Annotated in this window: 15 protein-coding genes; 8 read left to right on the top strand and 7 right to left on the bottom strand. The window is 38.9% G+C overall.

From position 1 onward, the window contains the following. Positions 1-39: 39 nt before the first annotated feature. The gene (locus B3E00_RS19890) at positions 40-438 is read right to left on the bottom strand and encodes an SRPBCC family protein (protein WP_293939791.1); all 399 of its coding nucleotides are present in this window, start codon (positions 436-438) and stop codon (positions 40-42) included. A 20-nt stretch (positions 439-458) separates the two neighbouring features. Continuing rightward, entirely contained in the window at positions 459-1,109 is a 651-nt protein-coding gene (pyrE, locus tag B3E00_RS19895; RefSeq protein ID WP_209574687.1) for an orotate phosphoribosyltransferase, read from the bottom strand. Between pyrE and B3E00_RS19900 the strand changes: the two genes are divergently transcribed. The 4 genes from B3E00_RS19900 (at position 1,108) to B3E00_RS19915 (ending at position 4,148) form a co-directional block, all read left to right on the top strand. Next, positions 1,108-1,719: an NUDIX domain-containing protein gene (locus tag B3E00_RS19900; protein WP_293885074.1), complete on the top strand. Its 612-nt coding sequence runs from the start codon at positions 1,108-1,110 to the stop codon at positions 1,717-1,719. The two genes, pyrE and B3E00_RS19900, sit on opposite strands and share 2 nt — an antisense overlap. Positions 1,720-1,778: 59 nt before the next feature. Continuing rightward, positions 1,779-2,495, top strand: a complete 717-nt coding sequence (locus B3E00_RS19905) for a 3-ketoacyl-ACP reductase (RefSeq protein WP_293885073.1) — start codon at positions 1,779-1,781, stop codon at positions 2,493-2,495. 118 nt (positions 2,496-2,613) lie between these two features. Continuing rightward, a complete protein-coding gene (locus B3E00_RS19910) occupies positions 2,614-3,675 on the top strand; it encodes an NADH:flavin oxidoreductase/NADH oxidase (RefSeq protein WP_293886166.1) in 1,062 nt (353 codons plus the stop codon). 80 nt (positions 3,676-3,755) lie between these two features. Continuing rightward, positions 3,756-4,148 (top strand): VOC family protein, encoded by a 393-nt coding sequence (locus B3E00_RS19915; RefSeq protein WP_293885071.1) that lies wholly within the window; start codon positions 3,756-3,758, stop codon positions 4,146-4,148. A gap of 68 nt (positions 4,149-4,216) precedes the next feature. On the opposite strand, the gene infB is transcribed toward B3E00_RS19915, so the two are convergent. The 4 genes from infB to B3E00_RS19935 form a co-directional block, all read right to left on the bottom strand. Beyond that, positions 4,217-7,363 carry a translation initiation factor IF-2 gene (gene infB / locus B3E00_RS19920; protein WP_293939792.1) on the bottom strand — a complete coding sequence of 1,049 codons (3,147 nt, stop codon included), beginning with the start codon at positions 7,361-7,363 and terminating at the stop codon, positions 4,217-4,219. A 103-nt stretch (positions 7,364-7,466) separates the two neighbouring features. After that, positions 7,467-8,708: a transcription termination factor NusA gene (nusA, locus tag B3E00_RS19925; protein ID WP_046675481.1), complete on the bottom strand. Its 1,242-nt coding sequence runs from the start codon at positions 8,706-8,708 to the stop codon at positions 7,467-7,469. Between the two features lie 5 nt (positions 8,709-8,713). Then, a complete protein-coding gene (gene rimP / locus B3E00_RS19930; protein WP_293885069.1) occupies positions 8,714-9,178 on the bottom strand; it encodes a ribosome assembly cofactor RimP in 465 nt (154 codons plus the stop codon). A 135-nt stretch (positions 9,179-9,313) separates the two neighbouring features. Beyond that, positions 9,314-10,090, bottom strand: a complete 777-nt coding sequence (locus B3E00_RS19935; protein ID WP_293939794.1) for an XRE family transcriptional regulator — start codon at positions 10,088-10,090, stop codon at positions 9,314-9,316. 101 nt (positions 10,091-10,191) lie between these two features. Between B3E00_RS19935 and B3E00_RS19940 the strand changes: the two genes are divergently transcribed. Beyond that, positions 10,192-10,515: a hypothetical protein gene (locus B3E00_RS19940; protein ID WP_293939796.1), complete on the top strand. Its 324-nt coding sequence runs from the start codon at positions 10,192-10,194 to the stop codon at positions 10,513-10,515. A gap of 73 nt (positions 10,516-10,588) precedes the next feature. Here the strand turns inward: B3E00_RS19940 and B3E00_RS19945 are convergent, their stop codons facing one another. Beyond that, complete coding sequence (locus B3E00_RS19945) at positions 10,589-12,877, bottom strand: transglycosylase domain-containing protein (protein WP_293886167.1); 2,289 nt, start codon at positions 12,875-12,877, stop codon at positions 10,589-10,591. A 448-nt stretch (positions 12,878-13,325) separates the two neighbouring features. On the opposite strand from B3E00_RS19945, the gene rpoN reads away from it, so the two are divergent. From rpoN to B3E00_RS19960, 3 genes are all read left to right on the top strand, one after another. Next, positions 13,326-14,792, top strand: a complete 1,467-nt coding sequence (rpoN, locus tag B3E00_RS19950; RefSeq protein ID WP_209574710.1) for an RNA polymerase factor sigma-54 — start codon at positions 13,326-13,328, stop codon at positions 14,790-14,792. 81 nt (positions 14,793-14,873) lie between these two features. After that, positions 14,874-15,749 carry a carbon-nitrogen hydrolase gene (locus B3E00_RS19955; RefSeq protein WP_293885066.1) on the top strand — a complete coding sequence of 292 codons (876 nt, stop codon included), beginning with the start codon at positions 14,874-14,876 and terminating at the stop codon, positions 15,747-15,749. Between the two features lie 89 nt (positions 15,750-15,838). After that, positions 15,839-16,915: an agmatine deiminase family protein gene (locus tag B3E00_RS19960; RefSeq protein ID WP_293939798.1), complete on the top strand. Its 1,077-nt coding sequence runs from the start codon at positions 15,839-15,841 to the stop codon at positions 16,913-16,915. The last annotated feature ends 43 nt before the right edge of the window (positions 16,916-16,958 follow it).

Here is a 16,958-nt window from a genome sequence, read left to right on the forward strand (position 1 = left end):
TTGAGACAGCTTCTTTTTTATATATCCGTTATAAACAACCTACCCAAACACTTCTTTTAACTTGCTGATCTGAAAATCAACTAATTTTTGAAGGGGGCCAGAAGCGATCATTTTCATCATCATATTCAGCTCCGCATCAATAATAAAGGTTGCTTTTGTCACTGTAGCTTTAACATCTTGTAATTCCCAGCGGAGCGTAACTTCGAAAGGTGCCTTCTCCAAAGGAACCAACTTAATAACTTGATTTTCAATACGATCCTCAACTTTGAGAGCCAGTTTTGCCATATTCTGTATCGTAAATCGAGCTTCGTCCGAAGTAGAAGACCAATTATAAATATTTTCGGGCATCAACTGTTCATGATTGTTGAGGTCTGCCAAAAATCTATACACCTCAGCTACATTTTTATTGATCTCAGTTGTGTTCTGAATAGTCGTCATAACGATAAATTAATGCTTTTTTATTGAAAATTTTCTCCCCAAGCAGCGGGGTTCAAGCGCCATTTCTTCAAGATTTCGATATCCTCTTCCAATACATAACTATTTTCTGCTGCGACCTGAATCAGCGCATCATAATTACATAAGCTAAAATAAGGACACTTTGCTTCCGCAAAATTATCAACTGCTTGCTGTAGCCCATAAGTAAAGATAGATACCAATCCAACAACATTACAGCCAGCCTCACGTAACGCTTTTACCGCAATTAGGCTACTTTTACCCGTCGAAATTAGATCTTCAATTACAACGACACGTTGACCGCTAACGACTTCACCTTCAATTAAATTTTGACGACCATGATCCTTAGCTGAGCTTCTAACATAAGAAAATGGCAGTCCCAAATCCTGTGCTACCAAAACTCCTTGTGGAATACCTGCCGTAGCAACTCCAGAAATCATATCCACTGATCCAAACTCCTCTTGTATAAGCTTAGAAAGCTTCTGACGAATGTATGTACGAATCGACGGATGAGATAAAGTGATACGGTTATCACAGTAAATTGGAGACTTCCAACCTGATGCCCATGTAAAAGGACTTTTAGGTTGCAATTTTATTGCTTTAATTTGCAATAAGGATTCAGCAACTTTTTGTTCAACCTCATTTAAATTATTCATGGCGCAAATTTATAAAATTTATATGAACGAAACCCTGCTAATTTTAGCAGATTTCGTTCCATCGAAAACTAAAAACCCGCAAACAATTAGTTTTCAAGAGATTGACCTCCAAAAACTTTTCAAACAATCTGAAATTGATAAGGTTCCAAAAACATATCTCTACATCAACAAAGATTTTGAAACAGTATTTCAAAACTTAAAAAACAAAATGAAGATTATTAAGGCAGCCGGGGGGCTAGTTAAAAATGGTGATGGAGATTATTTATTTATCTACCGCCTCGGCAAATGGGATCTTCCTAAAGGTAAAGTGGAAGATAATGAAAAAATGCGAGAAGCGGCAGTACGTGAAGTCGAAGAAGAATGTGGTATAAAAATTGACTATTTAGGGAAGAAAATTACTACGTCATATCATACTTATTTTTTGCGTAACGGTGAATTCGTTCTAAAAACAACAAATTGGTATGAAATGGGTGTTAACAAAGTCCCTAAATTAATACCGCAAACATCGGAAGATATTACAAAGGCAGAGTGGCGTCATGCAGACCAATTTGAAGAAATACGGGCAAATACCTACCCAATTATCGAAAACATTATAAAAAAAGTAAAGTAACTTACCTTTTTTGAGTTTTATTTGACACGAGTAAAAATGTATATACTTAATTTTATGTTATGGAAAATATAACAGGAAAAAGAGCCTTAATTACAGGGGCAGCTCGAGGATTGGGAAAAGCGATTGCTTTTGCGTTGGCTAAGGAAGGTGTTCATATCGCCATTACAGGAAGAAATGAATCTAGTTTAAAGGTTACCGCTGCTGAGTTGGCTGAGTTGGGTACTGAGGTTACTTATGCTGTTTTTGATGTGTCCGACTATTCAGCCGTACAACAGGAAGTTCAGCGACTTACAGAAAGTTTTGGAAAATTTGATATTCTAATTAACAACGCTGGTGTGTCATCTTTTTCCACTGTACTTGACATGGATATTGCAGAATGGACATCTATCATTCATGTCAATCTATTGGGTACATATTTTGTTACAAGAGCAATTCTTCCACAATTGATTGAGAAAAATCAAGGTGATATTGTTATGGTCTCTTCTACTGCTGGATTAAATGGATCGGCAACCACCTCTGCTTATAGTGCTTCAAAATTTGGCGTGATAGGCTTTGCGGATTCCTTAATGCGCGAAGTAAGAAAAAACAATATTCGTGTCTGTACGCTAATGCCAAGTACTATTGCTTCGGATATGTCCAAAGACCTTGGCCTAACAGATGGCAATCCAGAAAAAGTTCTACAGCCTGAAGATTTTGCAGAGTTGGTCGTAGCCAACTTAAAACTACCTAGACGGGCTATGCTGAAATCGGCTTCTTTATGGTCTACAAATCCGTAATGATCGAAAAAAGATGGGATGGGCTAAATAAAAGCCTTTCAAAGGCTGCTTTTAATGATGTATTATATGTATTAAGGCAGGAGCGTTCTTTACTCCTGCCTCATTTAAACAAGGAATTATGAGTCAATTATTTTCACCAATAAATATTGGAAATATACTATTAAAAAATCGCCTGGTTGTGTCTCCAATGTGTCAGTACTCGGCAACGGATGGATTTGCGAATAATTGGCACTTAGTACACTTGGGCCAGTTTGCCGCCGGTGGTGCTGCCGCAATAATACAAGAAGCAACGGCTATTACTGCTGAAGGCCGAATCAGTGAGGGAGACCTTGGTATATGGGACGATCGCCACATCGGCAAATTAAAAGAAATAACCACGTTCATCAAAGAAAATGGCTCTGTTCCGGGGATACAGCTAGCGCACGCTGGCCGCAAAGCCAGCAATAATAAACCTTGGATAGGCCGAAAACAACTTTCGCCAACCGATCCTCAGGGCTGGCAAACAGTGGCTCCATCTCCCATCGCTTTCCATGCGGGAGACCACGAACCACAAGAGCTCAGTATTGCCGCTATTGAAATATTGATTGAACAATTCAGAGCAGCAACGAGAAGAGCGATACAAGCCGGTTACGAAATTATTGAACTTCATGCTGCACATGGATACCTGATCCATCAATTTCTTTCCCCATTGAGTAACTTACGAAGGGATAGTTATGGTGGTACATTCGAAAATAGAATCCGTTTTCTTGTTGAAATCGTGAAAAAAGTAAAACAGGAAATAACAACTCAAAATTTATGGATACGTATTTCTGCGACAGATTGGGCTGAGAATGGTTGGGATCTACAACAGTCTATCTCTTTATCAAAATTATTGTACACATTGGGCGTAGATCTCATTGATGTGTCAAGCGGAGGCTTAGTCTCTCATCAAAAAATAGCTATCAAGCCTGCATATCAGCTCCCTTTTGCCACAGCGATTAAAGAGAATACTGAGAACAAGGTGGGCACTGTAGGTTTGATCAAAACAGCTTTTCAGGCCTCCGAGATCATTGAAAAAAAACAAGCTGATTTAATTTTAATCGCTAGGGGATTTCTTGACGACCCTCACCTTCCTTTACATTTTGCGAAAGAATTAGCTGCTGACATTCCATGGCCTAAACAATATGAAAGAGCAAAATAACTTTCAACATAATATCATATGTTTTTTTACCATATAAAGGCAGAACTGTATAAACAGCTCAAAGCTATAAGTATCGATAGATGAAATTAAACCTAAATAAAATACATCATATTGCCATTATATGCAGCAATTATGAGCGTTCAAAAGAATTTTATACCGACGTACTAGGCTTGGATATTATACAAGAATATTATCGCAAAGAACGCGATTCGTATAAACTGGATCTCAGACTAAATGATCACTATATTATCGAACTGTTCTCTTTTCCTTCGCCACACAAAAGGCTTAGCTTCCCAGAAGCTGCAGGTTTAAGACATCTTGCGTTCGAAGTAGATAATCTCGACTTAGAATTAAATAAGCTTGAAAAAGCAGGGATATCACACGAAGGAATCAGAATAGATGAGCTAACAAATAAACGCTTTACATTCTTTTTTGATCCTGATCAGCTCCCGATTGAATTATATGAAGGGTAAAAACAAAGCGGCATTGATTTTATTTAATCAATGCCGCTTTCTATTTTATACGTATATCACCTCAATGATTACAATTTACGTTTCACTTCAACTTGTTCGTAAGCTTCAACAATGTCTCCCACTTGAATATCATTGAAACGGTCAATATTTAAACCACATTCGTAACCCTGTGAAACTTCTTTCACGTCATCTTTGAAACGCTTCAAAGATGCCAGTTTACCAGTATGGATCACAACACCCTCCCTAATTACACGGATATCATTGTTTCTATTAATTTTACCCTCGCGAACCATACATCCCGCGATGGTACCAACTTTAGAAATTTTGAATGTTTCTCTGATTTCAACCTCAGCAACAATTTTCTCTTCAAATTTCGGAGCTAACATACCTTCCATCGCAGACTTGATTTCATCAATCGCATCATAGATGATCGAATATAAACGTACATCAATTTGCTCGTTCTCAGCTAACTTACGTGCGTTTTGTGTTGGGCGTACTTGGAAACCTATGATGATCGCATCGGAAGCAGAAGCTAACAATACATCCGATTCAGAGATCGCACCCACTGATTTATGAATGATATTAACTTGAATCTCGTCAGTAGACAATTTCAATAATGAATCTGATAATGCTTCGATAGAACCGTCCACATCACCTTTAACGATAATATTAAGTTCTTTGAAGTTACCAATAGCTAAACGACGACCGATTTCATCCAAGGTGATATGCTTAGTAGCACGCATGCCTTGCTCGCGTTGTAACTGAAGACGTTTGTTGGCTACAGTTCTAGCTTCAGACTCGCTTTCAAGAACATAAAGCTTATCCCCTGCTGTCGGCGCTCCTGCCATTCCCAAGATTTGTACTGGAACAGACGGTCCCGCCTCTTTAACACGTTCACCTCTTTCATTAGTCAACGCTTTAACTTTACCGGAATGCGATCCCGCTAAAATAGGATCTCCAACACGTAATGTACCACTTTGTATCAATACCGTTGTCACAATACCACGACCTTTATCCAAAGCTGCTTCAATTACTGAACCAACAGCTCGTTTTTTCGGATCAGCTTTTAGATCTAACATCTCAGCTTCCAATAAAACTTTCTCTAATAATAGGTCGACATTTTCTCCAGTTTTTGCTGAAATCTCTTGCGCTTGGAACTTACCACCCCAGTCTTCAACTAAGATATTCATCGCAGAAAGCTGCTCGCGGATTCTATCAGGATTTGCTCCAGGTTTATCCACTTTAGTAAATGCAAATACGATTGGCACACCTGCCGCTTGCGCGTGGTTGATTGCTTCTTTTGTTTGTGGCATGACAGCATCGTCCGCTGCAATAACGATAATAACAATATCAGTAACTTTGGCACCGCGGGCACGCATAGCCGTAAAAGCTTCGTGACCAGGCGTATCCAAGAATGTGATTTTACGGTCATCTTCCAATTTAACCGCGTATGCACCGATATGTTGGGTGATACCACCCGCCTCACCAGAAGTAACGTTTGCCTTACGAATGTAATCCAGTAATGAGGTTTTACCATGATCGACGTGTCCCATTACAGTTACAATAGGCGCTCTCGAAATCAAGTTTTGTTCAGTATCGGATTCTTCAAGTTCAGCAGTTTCTTCATCCTCAGGTTTGATAAACTCTACCTGATAACCAAATTCATCCGCTACTATTGCTAAAGTTTCAGCATCTAGACGTTGATTAATTGACACAAACATACCCAAACTCATACAAGTTGCAATAATCTGAGTTACTTGAACGTCCATCAAGTTAGCTAATTCATTTGCAGTTACAAACTCTGTAACACGCAATACTTTCGCCATCATCTCTTGCTCCATTGCAGCTTCTTCTGCATGTTGGGCAACATCATCACGTTTCTGTCGTCTCAATTTGGCGCGCTGCGCAAATTTCCCCGACTTACCTGCACCACTTAGGCGAGCAAGTGTTGCTTTGATTTGGTCTTGTATTTCCTTTTCTGTAGGCTCTTCCTTATTCTCAACAGGTCTTCCTTTTCCTCTATTGTCAAAACGATTTCCGTATTGCGGTCTGGTCCCTTGCCCCGGTCTGCCTGGGTGTTGGTTATTTCCACCACCTTGCCCTGGCCTACCTTGTTGGTTTCCGGTTTGCCCTTGACGATTGTTAGGATTATTGTTATTACCATGATTCCCACCACGATTACCTTGTTGGTCTCGGTTGTTGGGATTATTACCATCACGTGGCCCACGGTTTTGATTATTATTACCATGACCTTGAGCCGCGTTCGGATTAACTGGACCATTTGGATTCGTACGCTTACGCTTACGTTTCTCGTTGTTATTTCCAGCATTTGAAGATGAAGCCACAGGTTTGTGGGAAGGTCTCGCTGTTGGCAATTCAATTTTACCAACGACTTTAGGACCTGTCAATCTCTCTGCGCGAGCAGAAAAAATATCATCACCTTGTTTTTTTACAGGCTCCACTATTGGAGTTACTGGTACAGCTTTTGGCGCTGTTTCTTCTTTTTTCTTCTCTTCTACCTTCACAGGTTCAGTTTTTGTCTCTACAACCGGAGTTGCTTTTACTTCAGTTTTATCTACTTCCGGTTTTTGAATCTCCGCTTTGGGCACTATAGCTTCTTGCTTATTCTCAGTAACCTTTGGTTCTTCTTTTTTTGCTTCAACATTAGGCGCTTTCACTTCGGCATCCTTCTTTTCTTCCGCCTTAACTTCTGCTTTTACCTCCGCTGGTGCTTCCTTGGTAGTTTTAGGCTCTTCCTTAACAGGTTCTTCCTTCTTAACCTTATTTCCGCCTCTACGTAAAGCGTCAAGATCAATTTTACCAACAACCTTCATACCACCTTGGTGCGTAGGTTCCTCTACCTTTTCAGGAGTAGCTTCTTTAGCTGATGGAATTTCTACCGTATTCTTGACCAAGATTTCCTTGGACTCATCACGATCTTCGTTATCCTCATTCTTAGATGATTCCTTAGGAGAAGTGGACGGCGACTCCTCACGACGAATTTTGCCAATAACGATTTGTTTAGCTTCATCTTTCAGTGATTTGTCTCCCTGAAACTCTTTTAACAGCACACCATACATCTCTCCGTTCAATTTAGTGTTAGGCTTTGCTTCTACATCATATCCTTTTTTCACTAAACATTCGACGGCGGTATGTATCCCGATGTTGAGTTCCTTTGCTGCTTTAAGCAAGTTTGTTCCTTTTCCTTCAGTCATCTATAATATAAACTATTTTAATATAATTACAAAAATATGTTTTTTTCCATCCATAAACAATTTATTCCGAATGTTAGATAGAAAAAAATTAATGAGCTGAATTTTATTCAAATTCAGCTTGCAAAATACGTACAATCTCGCGAATTGTATCTTCTTCTAGATCTGTACGTCTCACTAACTCTTCCTCACTAAGAGATAGCACAGACTTCGCTGAATCCAAACCAACACGTTTTAATTCATCGATTACCCAGCTTTCAATCTCATCGCTGAACTCTTCGATATCAACATCCTCATCGAACTCATCATTCTCGCGATAAACGTCAATTTCATATCCAGTCAATTTTCCTGCCAATTTAATATTGTGCCCACCACGTCCAATTGCCAACGAAACTTGATCGGATTTCAGGTATACAGCTGCAGTTTTATTTTCTTCATCAATTTTGATTGAACTAATCCTTGCAGGACTCAGAGCACGAGCGATATATAAGGAATGGTTTGTCGTAAAGTTAATAACGTCGATATTCTCATTACGCAGTTCACGTACGATACCATGAATACGGGACCCTTTCATACCCACACAAGCTCCTACCGGATCAATACGGTCGTCATACGATTCAACAGCAACTTTCGCTCTTTCTCCAGGTTCGCGAACGATTTTTTTGATGGTAATTAAACCATCAAAAATTTCAGGGACCTCCAGTTCAAACAAACGTTGTAAAAACGCTGGTGCGGTACGTGAAATAATAATCTTTGGATTATTATTCATCATATCAACTTTATGCACGACTGCACGTATACCATCGCCCTTTTTGAAGTAGTCGGCAGGAATTTGTTCAGACTTCGGAAGAATTAATTCATTACCATCCTCATCTAATACCAAGATCTCTTTCTTCCAAATCTGATACACTTCACCAATAACCAACTCTCCTTCTCTATCCTTATATTTTTTAAAGACCTCATCTTTTTCTAATTCCAAAACTTTCGACACAAGCGTTTGGCGAGCCGCTAGGATTGCACGGCGACCAAAACTTTCTAAGGTGATCTGCTCAATAAAATCATCACCTACTTCTAAGTCTTCGTCATGTTTTCTAGCTTCAGCTAATTCGATTTCAAGATCATCATCCTCTGAAAATTCATCTTCAACAACGACACGAGTCCTCCAAATCTCCAAATCCCCGTTATCTGGATTCACGATAACATCCACATTTTCATCCGTACCAAAACGACGACGGATCATACTACGAAAAACCTCTTCCAATACTGTGATAACAGTAGGTCTATCGATATTCTTAAACTCCTTAAACTCTTGAAAAGAGTCTATCAGATTGATGTTGCTGTTACTCATTATTATTAAAATGAAATTACCACTTTTGTTGCTTTTATTTGATCAAAAGGAAGTTCTTTTTCTACCTCTTGCGCTTTTTTACCTTTTTCTTTAATCTTCTGAAGAACATTGATCTTCGTATCATCCAGCGTCACCAATGTACCTTCAATTTTAGTATTATCAATCAACTTAACCTGAATCGTACGACCTATATTCTTTTGATACTGTCGGATATTCACAAAATTAGCATCGATACCTGGTGAGGAAACCTCTAAACGATAGGCATTATCAATTACATTTTCTTCTTCCAGATGAAAACCCACATGACGGCTCACCTGTGCACAATCGTCAATATTAATACCATTATCCCCATCCAAAAGAATCTCTAGAATTTTATTTGGATGCATCTTCACGCTGACAATAAATAAGTCATCGCGATCCGCTATTTTCTCTTCTATGAGTTCAACAACTCGTTTCTCTATATGCTGCATTGTTCTTTCTGTAGAAATGCTATTTAATTGAATTAAAAAAAGGGGGCAATACGAGCCCCCTTCCTTTCAGATATGCAAATATAGCACTTTATAAAATAAAAAACAAATATCGCTCAAAATGCTAAAAATATTTCACTACTTTGAATTGTCAACAACTGCATTAATCGTTTTCTGCATTTGTGCCATCATACTCGTCAATGTTTCCATTGTCGGCTCAGGCGTCGGTTCAGGGAGCTGCGTACTTATAAAAGCCTTCGCCTTCCACACTTCAAGGATATCCGACGTCTCAACCCAATAAGGCACATATGTTTTGTTATCAGAAACGAGCTTCAAGCCTTTATCCTCTTTAAATTTAAAAGCGATACGTTTATACACCACGCCATCTTCCTTCGACACGACTACGTACGTACTTCCAGGCTTAATATCATCCCAGTTTTCCACATACTCCGCCACGACAATAGATCCTGACGGCAAAGGCAACATCGAGTCTCCTTTAATTTCAAAAGCGCGAAATGTGCCCTGACCAAACATTGGAAGCGAAAACTTAGGTAATTCTGCGACATACTCCGGATCACCATACCCATTTAAATACCCAGCACTAGCCTTTACAGGCACCAGTTCAATATTCTCACGGTTATCCGTATCCACAGTGACACTTAGCACCCTTAAATTGGATGCATTACTTTTGGGAACTGGCTTCCACTTGTCGTCAATAACATCGTTTGCCAGTTCATCCATAGTCAACCCATAGAATTCAGCAATCTTCTTCAACAACTCATATTTAGGCTCAGCCCTATCTTCTTCATACGCCCCGACAGACGCTCGCTTAATTTCCATGATATCAGCAAATTGTTGCTGTGTAATTTTCTTTCCTTTTCTAAGGAACTTCAGATTGGACGAAATATTTGACATGTTATTTTTTCAAAAAATATTTTGCAAAAACTAATTTTATTAGTAATATTGTGCCAATAAAATTAGTAAATATATTTTAAACGTCCAAATAATTTAGCATTATGAGCAATATTATTCTATATATAGTGACAGATAGCAATCGGAAACGCTTCGAAATTGGTCTCAGCACCAACATATTCACTACAGTAATGAAGCTACAGCAATCCAACAGTTTCATCTTCAATCAAGGCCCAAGCCTAAATAGAATAATCTATACGGAAGATTTTACAAGTTTAGAGACAGCAAACAAAAAGATAGACGAACTACAGCATTTTACAGCCATGCAGATTGAAAGACTCATCCGTAAATCTAATCCAAACTGGAATAATCTTTTCCCGCAGCCACACCGAGATTTCGCCAAAAGAGGCACAAGCTACGCCGCTTAGCAAAAAAAAGCCACCTGTATAAAAACTAGGCGGCCATTTCATATTTTTGAAGACAAGTATTAAAAGCAGTTATTTAATTCTGAACAGGCCCATCTTCAGACGATGATAATTTTTCACTTTGCAAACTATCCGCACCACCTTCAGTATTGTTACGCTCAAGTTGATCCGTATTATTGCGTTCAAGTTGACTTTCTTCACCACCCTCTTCTTCCGGCCCGATAAATCCTTCATCAGTAGGCACCTCTAACTGAGTAGAATCCATCTGCTCTGGTTCCGGATCACTGTAACGCGGCGTTTCACATTTGTATGATTTTGTAATTTCAACAGTAGGGCTTGGAAACTTACCCATGGTGTACCCTAAATTCTTATCTTTATAAACGGATTCAAGGTAAACTCCGAAAATCGGCAATGCAGTACGAGAACCTTCTCCCGTATGCGAGTTCTTAAAGTGAATGCTCCGCTCGTCACACCCTACCCAAATACCTGTAACCAGATCTTTTGTCACCCCCATATACCAGCCATCTACATATTCAGAAGAAGTACCTGTTTTCCCTCCTATTTCATTTTCCTTTTTAAATAAATCCCACTCCCACAATCCTTGAGACGTACCACCTGGCTCTTCCATCCCACCACGGAGCATATACGTCATTAACCACGCATCTTGCTTATCAACGACCTGTTTACGTTCTGCCTGAAACGTTGCAATCACGTTACCATCATGATCTTCAATCTTAGAAACCAGCAAAGGTGTCACGCGCTCGCCATGGTTCATCATTGTTGAGTACCCATTCACCATTTCAAAAACAGAAACATCATTAGGTCCAAGCCCTACAGAAGCAACCGGATTTAATTTACTCGTAATACCACAACGGTGAGCCGCATCAACAACTTTCGAAGGCGTGACCATATCAGTTAACTGAACTGTAACCGAATTGATGGAGCGGGCCATCGCATGCCGCAAAGACATTTCACGGTAGGAGAAATTCCAGTCAGCATTTTTAGGTTCCCATATCTCAACAGAATCACCTTTATCAATCTTGATGGTAACAGGCTTATCTGTAATTTTATCACAAGGAGACATTCCCGATTCTAAGGCTGCTAAGTATACGAAAGGCTTAAACGTAGATCCCGCTTGTCGTTTCGCTTGCATCACGTGATCATACTTAAAATATTGATGATTTATTCCACCAACCCATGCTTTGATTTCACCTGAATACGGATCCATTGACATCATCCCCGCATTCAGCATCATCGCATAATATTTCAAAGAGTCCATTGTAGACATCTCCTTTTCAATCTTGCCTCCATCCTTCCAATTATAGACTTCCATCTTCTTCTTCTTGTTGAGGAAATAAGAGATACTATCAGGAGTATTGGCGTACTTTTTACTCAAAAAAGCATAATAAGGGATCTTTTTAGCCAAATTATCCAAAAAATTAGGAATAACTTTGCCTGACAAATCGCGCCAAGGCTCCTGTCCATCCCAAGTATTATTTAAACGTTGCTGCAATTCTACCATTTGCTTGGCGACCGCTTCTTCAGCATGCTTTTGAAGTTTAGAATTTATAGTGGTATAAATTTTCAGCCCGTCAGTGTAGATGTCATAATTATTTTCCTCTGACCATTTCTCCAACCACTTCGCTACAGCAGTACGTAAATAAGAGTCTCCACCAGCATTTATATCTTGACTATTCGTATTCAAAACAATCTTTTCTTTAATCAGACCATCATACTCTTCTTTTTTTAAAAAGCCACTTTTATACATTTGACTTAATACGATATTTTTTCGTACAAATGCATTTTCAGGATTTCGAATCGGATTATACAATGTAGTACCTTTTAGCATCCCTATTAAAACAGCCGCTTGGTTTTGAGTCAACTGATTCGCTCCTTTTGAAAAATATCGTTTTGCAGCCGTTTCAATTCCATAAGCGTTATTACTGAACGAGACAGTATTCAAATACATTTCCAATATCTGGTTTTTGGAGTAACGCTGCTCCAGTTTGTAAGCTGTCATCCACTCCTTAAATTTAGTCACCACTAATCCGGCAACAGGAAGACGTGTCAACAAACCACCCGACTTATTATAGCGAGTACGATAAAGATTTTTAGCTAATTGCTGCGTAATTGTACTTGCACCCCGCTTATCTCCTTTTAAAGTCGATAAAATTCCCGATCCTAATCCAAAAAAGTCAACACCCTTATGACTATAAAAACGTACATCCTCGGTTGCTATCAAAGCATTCGTTACTGTTTTAGGGATACTGTCAAACGGAATTGGATTTCTATCCTCATCGAAATACCGGCCAATTAAAACACTGTCCGCGGTATATAACTCCGTTGAGATATTAACACTAGGCATAACAATATCCTTTTTAGTCGGAGAATAACCGAAAAGCCAAAGAAAATTCAATTGTATAGCACAAACCAATATAATGACAAAGTATATTGCTATAACGAAATAACGAAGAATTCTATTCTTAATACGTTTAAACATAAATGGAAATTTACCTTATATTCAACACATCCGACCAGCAAAAGGTTTTAACCCCGCCTGACATGCCTTTCTATCTATTTTCAGGGGCTAAATATACAACTAAATAAATCGCTGTAATCAACTATTTACATTTTTTAACAATAAATGGTATGCGCAAAACAACCCAAAAATTGAGTATAATTCGATAGGTCAAATTTCCCTTTTTAAGCCGCCTTCCACAAATATTATACCCCTTTTTTATTTATTATCGATTTTATTTTAAAATAATAATGATATTTGTTTAAATTTAGATGTAAAAAAGTCAACTATTAGCATGTTAAAACAAACATTACAACAAAAGCTATTACAGAAATTGTCTCCGCAACAGATACAATTTATAAAATTGTTGCAGGTTCCGACTGTTTCATTAGATGCAAGAATCAAGGAAGAATTAGAGGAAAACCCTGCGTTAGAAGATGGTAGCTTGACTAATATGACCGATCCTATAGAAGAATATCCTGACAAAGATCCCGATGATAATTTTGACAATGAAGATGGATTCGACTCAGACGACTTTAGCTTGGAAGACTATATTCAGGAGGACGATTTCAAAGATTATGGTAACGGCTATGAGTATGGCGATGATGATGATGATCGGAAAGAAATGCCTGTTGCAATCCAGCATTCCTTTTATGAGCAGTTACAACAGCAATTAGACCTGTTGGCTTTAGATGACAAGCACTTTCTAATTGGCCAGCAAATTATTGGCAGTCTTGATGACGACGGGTACTTACGCCGTCCTATTATCAATCTTGTAGACGATCTAGCGTTTGGGCAAAACGTAATGACTGAAGAAAATGAAGTGCTTGATATGTTGAAAGTCATTCAAGATTTTGAGCCGGCCGGAATTGGCGCTCGGGATTTACAAGAATGTCTTTTGATCCAGCTGCAAAAAAAAGACACTCAAAATCCTACAATTAAACTTGCTATTAAAGTAGTAGCGAACTACCTCGAAGAATTTACCAAAAAGCATTATGATAAATTAGAAAAATCATTGGGTATTTCATCCGAGGATTTAAAAAATGTAGTGAATGAGATCCTAAAACTTAATCCAAAGCCTGGAGACTCTGGCGCGGTGGCTGGTAAACAGCTTCATATTATCCCGGATTTCCATATTAGCAACAATGATGGTATTCTACATTTGACTTTAAATGGCCGAAACGCGCCCGAGCTCCGTATAAGCCGTGATTACCAGCACATGTTCGAGCACTATGAAAAATCGGATCAAAAGGATAAAAAAATGAAAGAAGCTGTACAATTCGTCAAGCAAAAGCTTGACTCAGCAAAATGGTTTATTGATGCCATAAAGCAACGCCAGCAAACCTTACTCAAAACAATGAATGCCATCATGGAATACCAATATGATTATTTCCTGACAGGTGATGATCGAAAGCTAAAACCCATGATATTGAAAGATATTGCGGATAGAATTGACATGGATATATCGACAGTATCGCGGGTGGCAAATTCAAAATATGTACAGACAGAATTCGGCACTTTTCTCCTAAAATCTTTTTTCTCCGAAGCTATTCAAACAGATTCTGGGGAAGAGGTATCCAATAAAGAGGTTAAAAAAATATTGGAGGAGTGTATTTCAAAAGAAAATAAACGGAAACCGCTAGCTGATGAAAAGCTTACTGAGATCCTGAAAGAAAAAGGCTATAATATTGCACGACGAACAGTAGCAAAATATCGGGAGGCATTGAATATCCCTGTAGCAAGATTACGAAAAGAGCTCTAAGAGCTCTTTTTGTTTTTACCTAAAGACCAAATCCAAATTAAGAATAGTATCTTTGTGCTTGAATTAAATAAGCATTAAAGAATGAGCAAAGTAAAAGTTGGAGTTGTACAGATGAGCTGTACCGCAAGCAAACAAGAGAATCTCGAAAAAGCTATCGCTAAAGTAAAAGAGGCCGCTGCAAAAGGTGCGCAAATTGTGTGTCTGCAAGAACTATTTACCTCTTTATATTTCTGCGATGTAGAAGATTATGACAATTTCGCATTGGCTGAATCCATCCCCGGTCCATCCACAGATGCGCTATCGGCTATCGCCAAGGAAACTGGAGTCGTCATTATCGCTTCATTATTTGAAAAAAGAGCCGAAGGACTTTACCATAATACAACCGCGGTACTAGATGCGGATGGCTCATATTTAGGAAAATATCGGAAAATGCATATTCCAGATGACCCCGCTTTTTATGAAAAATTCTATTTTACGCCGGGTGATCTAGGCTACAAAGTATTCAAAACACAATTTGGCAAAATAGGAATTTTAATCTGTTGGGATCAATGGTACCCTGAAGCATCTCGGATTACCGCCTTAATGGGCGCTGAAATTTTATTTTATCCTACGGCTATCGGATGGGCAACTGATCAGGACGAAGAAACCAACAAAGATCAATATAACGCATGGCAAACCATACAACGCTCCCATGCAGTTGCTAACGGCGTTCCAGTGGTATCTGTTAACCGGGTTGGATATGAACAAAATGGTGCCATGAAATTCTGGGGTGGAAGTTTCGTAACAAATGGACAGGGGAAATTGCTTTACCTAGCTTCTCATGACAAGGAGGAAATTGAGGTCGTCGAATTAGACTTAAATGAATCGGATTATTTTAGAAAACACTGGCCATTTCTGAGAGATCGAAGAATTGAAACATACTCCCCAATCACCAAACGTTTTATTGACGAAGACTAATATTGCATATACTTGCCATTTCGGTTGCGAAGGTACATAGCTGTGCTGAGTTTAACTGAAATGGCTTTTTTAATCCCCTTAAAATAAGTATGGAACAGAAAAATACATTTATACAGACCTATTTTGACAATTCCCCAAAAAAACAGGGATTCTCATTTCCGCCAGAATGGGCTAAGCAAGAGGCCTTATGGCTGAGCTGGCCACACAAAGAGGAATCGTGGCCTGGAAAAATCGAAACGATATACGAACCTTATTGTCAATTTATTAAAGTCGTATCCGAAGGCCAAAAGGTAAGAATTAACGTCGCTAATGAGGAAATGCAAAATTTTGCTATACAGGCCCTGAAAGACGTGACGACAGATTTTAGCAATATCGAATTCTATTTTAATCCAACCAATGATGCTTGGTGTAGAGACCACGGCCCTGCTTTTATCATTAATCCGTCGACAAATCAAAAAGCAGTTGTTGACTGGGGGTATAACGCGTGGGGTGGTAAATATCCTCCATTTGAACTTGACGATATCGTCCCAACTCGCATTGCCCAAAAATTGGGTCTTCCTTTATTTACCCCTGACATCGTCATGGAGGGAGGATCAGTTGAATTTAATGGTGCAGGAACAATTATGACAACAACGGCGTGCCTGTTGAATAAAAACCGAAATCCGCACTTAACGAAAGAACAAATAGAAATCTATTTAAAAGAGTTTTACGGTCAAGAACAAGTGTTATGGCTTGGTGATGGTATAGTTGGAGACGATACAGACGGCCACATTGATGATATTACACGCTTCGTTAATGAAAATACAGTACTAACTGTTGTAGAAGAAGATCCTTCAGATGAGAATTACCAGATTCTTCAGGAAAATCTGGAAATGCTTCGTTCATTTAAACTCTTAAACGGAGAACCCCTGCATATCATTGAGCTCCCAATGCCGGCCCCTGTTATTTATGAGGGTACCAGATTACCCGCTTCTTATGCTAATTTCTACATTGCCAATGATGTTGTTGTTGTGCCAGTCTTCAACGACAAAAACGACCAAAGAGCACTGGACATCATCCAAAGCTGCTTTCCTAAACGTAAAGTCATTGGAATAAATTCGGTCGACATCATTTGGGGACTGGGAAGTTTCCACTGCCTGAGCCAGCAGGAACCAGCGATTATTTAAACGAACTATTCAAAAATAGAAATTCCCCCATAAAGTCATTCAG

The organism is Sphingobacterium sp. UBA5996, assembly GCF_002429765.1.
Taxonomy (GTDB): Bacteria; Bacteroidota; Bacteroidia; order Sphingobacteriales; family Sphingobacteriaceae; genus Sphingobacterium.

Bases quoted from the DNA above. Each gene is read 5' to 3' on its own strand.
- pyrE (WP_209574687.1), bottom strand. From the start codon at position 1,109: ATGAATAATTTAAATGAGGTTGAACAAAAAGTTGCTGAATCCTTATTG.
- B3E00_RS19915 (WP_293885071.1), top strand. From the start codon at position 3,756: ATGAAATTAAACCTAAATAAAATACATCATATTGCCATTATATGCAGC.
- B3E00_RS19945 (WP_293886167.1), bottom strand. From the start codon at position 12,877: ATGCCTAGTGTTAATATCTCAACGGAGTTATATACCGCGGACAGTGTT.
- B3E00_RS19955 (WP_293885066.1), top strand. From the start codon at position 14,874: ATGAGCAAAGTAAAAGTTGGAGTTGTACAGATGAGCTGTACCGCAAGC.
- B3E00_RS19900 (WP_293885074.1), top strand. From the start codon at position 1,108: ATGGCGCAAATTTATAAAATTTATATGAACGAAACCCTGCTAATTTTA.
- B3E00_RS19935 (WP_293939794.1), bottom strand. From the start codon at position 10,090: ATGTCAAATATTTCGTCCAATCTGAAGTTCCTTAGAAAAGGAAAGAAA.
- B3E00_RS19940 (WP_293939796.1), top strand. From the start codon at position 10,192: ATGAGCAATATTATTCTATATATAGTGACAGATAGCAATCGGAAACGC.
- nusA (WP_046675481.1), bottom strand. From the start codon at position 8,708: ATGAGTAACAGCAACATCAATCTGATAGACTCTTTTCAAGAGTTTAAG.
- rimP (WP_293885069.1), bottom strand. From the start codon at position 9,178: ATGCAGCATATAGAGAAACGAGTTGTTGAACTCATAGAAGAGAAAATA.
- rpoN (WP_209574710.1), top strand. From the start codon at position 13,326: ATGTTAAAACAAACATTACAACAAAAGCTATTACAGAAATTGTCTCCG.
- B3E00_RS19910 (WP_293886166.1), top strand. From the start codon at position 2,614: ATGAGTCAATTATTTTCACCAATAAATATTGGAAATATACTATTAAAA.
- B3E00_RS19905 (WP_293885073.1), top strand. From the start codon at position 1,779: ATGGAAAATATAACAGGAAAAAGAGCCTTAATTACAGGGGCAGCTCGA.
- B3E00_RS19960 (WP_293939798.1), top strand. From the start codon at position 15,839: ATGGAACAGAAAAATACATTTATACAGACCTATTTTGACAATTCCCCA.
- B3E00_RS19890 (WP_293939791.1), bottom strand. From the start codon at position 438: ATGACGACTATTCAGAACACAACTGAGATCAATAAAAATGTAGCTGAG.
- infB (WP_293939792.1), bottom strand. From the start codon at position 7,363: ATGACTGAAGGAAAAGGAACAAACTTGCTTAAAGCAGCAAAGGAACTC.